This is a genomic window from Marinobacter sp. OP 3.4 (genome assembly GCF_036224885.1).
Taxonomy (GTDB): Bacteria; Pseudomonadota; Gammaproteobacteria; order Pseudomonadales; family Oleiphilaceae; genus Marinobacter.
Window position 1 is genome coordinate 1 of the sequence record NZ_JAVVLT010000075.1, and the last position, 3,359, is coordinate 3,359.

Annotated in this window: 3 protein-coding genes; 2 read left to right on the forward strand and 1 reads right to left on the reverse strand. The window is 61.4% G+C overall.

Translation table 11 applies throughout. The features are described 5' to 3' along the window. Positions 1-37 precede the first annotated feature (37 nt). Both RO069_RS12845 and RO069_RS12850 read left to right on the forward strand, forming a co-directional pair. The gene (locus RO069_RS12845; protein WP_328188020.1) at positions 38-2,044 is read left to right on the forward strand and encodes an acetyl/propionyl/methylcrotonyl-CoA carboxylase subunit alpha; all 2,007 of its coding nucleotides are present in this window, start codon (positions 38-40) and stop codon (positions 2,042-2,044) included. An 18-nt stretch (positions 2,045-2,062) separates the two neighbouring features. After that, complete coding sequence (locus tag RO069_RS12850; protein ID WP_091855208.1) at positions 2,063-2,842, forward strand: enoyl-CoA hydratase/isomerase family protein; 780 nt, start codon at positions 2,063-2,065, stop codon at positions 2,840-2,842. Positions 2,843-2,958: 116 nt separating this feature from the next. Here RO069_RS12850 and RO069_RS12855 read toward each other — a convergent pair. Beyond that, positions 2,959-3,359, reverse strand: a 401-nt coding sequence (locus RO069_RS12855; protein ID WP_442915371.1) for an AMP-binding enzyme, incomplete at its 5' end; no start/stop codon positions are given.

The window sequence follows — 3,359 nt, forward strand, 5'->3', positions numbered from 1 at the left end:
CCGCCCGCCCCAAGAATGAGAACGGTGTCTGACTATCATGACCACGACAACAGCAATCAAACCGACCCCCTTTACCAAGGTGCTGGTAGCCAATCGGGGCGAAATCGCGCTCCGGGTCATCCGCTCCGCCCGTGAACTGGGTTACCGGACCGTGGCGGTCTATTCCTCCGCTGACAGAAATGCCCGCCACGTCCGGGCGGCCGACCAGGCCGTGGCCATAGGCGGTGACCTGCCAGCGGACTCCTATCTGCGTATTGACCGGATTATCGAGGCGGCAAAGCTCAGCGGCGCCGATGCGATCCATCCCGGATACGGTTTCCTGGCAGAAAACCCGGGCCTGCCGAAAGCCTGTAAGGAGGCGGGTATTATCTTTGTGGGCCCGTCTGCCGAATCCATTGTCTCCATGGGACACAAGGCGGGTGCCAAGCAACTGATGATGGATGCGGGGGTGCCCTGTGTGCCCGGTTACCAGGGTGAAGACCAGGACGAAGGACGCCTCATAAGGGAAGCGGACAATGTGGGCTTCCCCATCATGATCAAGGCCACCGCCGGTGGCGGTGGCCGGGGCATGCGCCTTGTCGAGAAAGCGGAGGACTTTCCGGCGGCCCTGCGCAGCGCCCGGTCCGAGGCGGAAAGTGCTTTCGGTGACCCGGAAGTGATCCTGGAGCGGGCCATCATCAACCCGAGGCATATCGAGATCCAGGTGATGGCGGACCGTTACGGCAATGCTGTCTACATCGGGGAGCGGGACTGCTCCATCCAGCGCCGTCACCAGAAGGTGGTGGAAGAAGCACCGTCACCGGCGGTGTCGCCGGAGTTGCGGGCGCGGATGGGGGAGACCGCCGTTACCGCGGTCAAGGCCATCCATTACGAGGGGGCCGGCACCCTGGAATTCCTGCTGGACCAGGACGGCAACTTCTATTTCATGGAGATGAACACCCGGCTTCAGGTTGAGCACCCGGTAACCGAGTCCATCACCGGACTGGACCTGGTGGAGCTGCAGTTGCGGGTCGCCGCCGGTCAGCCACTGCCCCTGAGTCAGGACGACATTGTCCTGAAAGGCCATTCCATTGAAGTGCGTCTGTGCGCCGAAAGCCCCAGCGAAGGGTTTATGCCCCAGAGTGGCACCATGGCGCTGTGGCACATGCCTGACACCCTGCGGGTAGAAGATGCGGTGGAGTCCGGTTCCGAGATCCCGCCTTTCTACGATTCCATGATCGCCAAGCTGATCAGCACCGGGGCGGACCGGGAAGAGGCCCGCCGTCGCCTGGTCAGCGGATTGAAGGACGCTACGGCACTGGGCGTGGAAACCAACCAGGCCTTTCTGAGCGCCTGCCTGGAGCACCCCACCTTTATCCAGGGGGAGGCGACCACGGCCTTCGTTGATAACCACCAGGATGAACTGCTGGCAAGGGACCAGGGCGCCGATGACCGGGCCCGGTTACTGGCCGCCGTGCTGCTGTATACCACCGACGCACAGGGTAGCTACGGTGGCTCGATCAGCACCATTACCCATCGCCTGCCGATCATCTTCCGCTTCAGTGTTGGCGGGGAAGCCGCTGACGCGCGGGTGAGCAATCAGGGTAATGGCACCTTCCGGATTCAGCTGGACGACGCCGCCGCTGAACTGACGCTGGATGCCGTGGACGGTGCCCGCGTGCGGTTCACCTGCGAGGGCCTGTCAGAAACCGCCGAGATGATTCGTGCGGGTTCACGCCTCTACCTGCGCTACCGCGGTCACTCCTACCGTGTGGATGACCATACCCATGAGGCTGCCGTTGCCGGGGATGAAGCCGGTGATGGCGTCATCCGCGCCTCCATGAACGGACGGGTGGTAGCCCTGCATGCCGGTGAGGGCGATACGGTCGAGGCTGGCCAGCCGGTGGTTGTGCTGGAAGCGATGAAGATGGAACACGTCCACGTGGCGGCAGTGGCAGGAACGATTGTGTCGCTCACGGTCAGCGAAGGTGAACAGGTCACCGCTGGCAAGGTGATTGCCGAGGTTATCCCGGCCGAAACAGCTACCCCTGCTGAAAGCAACTGATCAACCAGGAGAGCCATGATGTCTGAACAAGAAGCGGTCTTGCTGGAACAGAAGGGGCCGGCCCTGTGGATCACCATCAACCGGCCCGAAAAACGTAATGCCATCAACAATGACGTGATTGCCCGGATTCGTGAGGGCTATCTGAAAGCAGAATCGGATCCCGAGATCCGGGTGATCGTACTCACAGCCGCTGGTGAAAAGGCGTTCTGTGCTGGCGGTGACCTGCAGCCGGGCCAGGGTTTCGCCTTCGATTATTCAAAACCCAATGCAGAGTACGCGGACCTGTTCCGGCTGGCGGTGAATACCACCACGCCCTGTATCGTACGGGTCAACGGCGTCTGTATGGCGGGCGGCATGGGCCTGCTCTGCATGGGTGATATGGCAGTAGCCCACAGCAACGTGAAATTTGGCCTGCCGGAGGTGAAAGTCGGTCTGTTTCCCATGCAGGTACTTAGCCTGATGCAGCGCCTGGTACCGCGGCGCGTGCTGCGGGAATGGACCCTCACCGGAGAGCCGTTCACTGCCGACGAAGCCCTTCAGCATGGCTTGCTGAACCATGTAGTGGCGCCGGAGGAACTGGATGCCAAGGTGGACTGGCTGATCAGTCGCCTGACGGACAAGTCTCCCACCGCCATTCGCCGAGGCAAGTACGCCATGAAGGCCATTGAAGATATGAGTTTCGAGCAGGCCATCGCCTATACCGAAACCCAGCTGGCCACCATGGCCCTGACAGAAGATGCCAAAGAGGGCATGGCTGCCTTTAACGAGAAACGGGCGCCTGACTGGCCCGGGTGCTGAAGCAGCATGGGCCGCCAGACCTTGGTGCAGTCAGCTGGTACAATCAAGAAAAGCACCGTGAACAAGATAAGCGCTGTGATGTAACCCGCCAGCCTTCGGGCTGACGGGATCCCAACTCAGCCAGCGGTGATCGGCTTGAAGTCACCGTACTCTTCCCGAAGTTTGGTCTTGAGCAGCTTGCCGGTGGCCGTATGGGGCAGTTCGTCTACAAACAGGATGTCGTCCGGCAGCCACCACTTGGCCACGTGCTCCTCGAGGAAGGACATCAGCTCGTCCTTGCCGATCGTAGCGTTATCCTTGAGCACCGCAATTAGTAAGGGGCGCTCCTGCCACTTGGGGTGGGCAATGCCGATTATAGCGGCTTCTGCCACCTCCGGGTGGGAGGCAGCGGCGTTTTCCAGCTCGATGGAGGATATCCACTCGCCGCCGGACTTGATGACGTCCTTGGACCGGTCCACCAATTGCAGGAAGCCGTCCGGGTCAATGGTGCCGATGTCACCGGTGGGGAAGAAGCCCT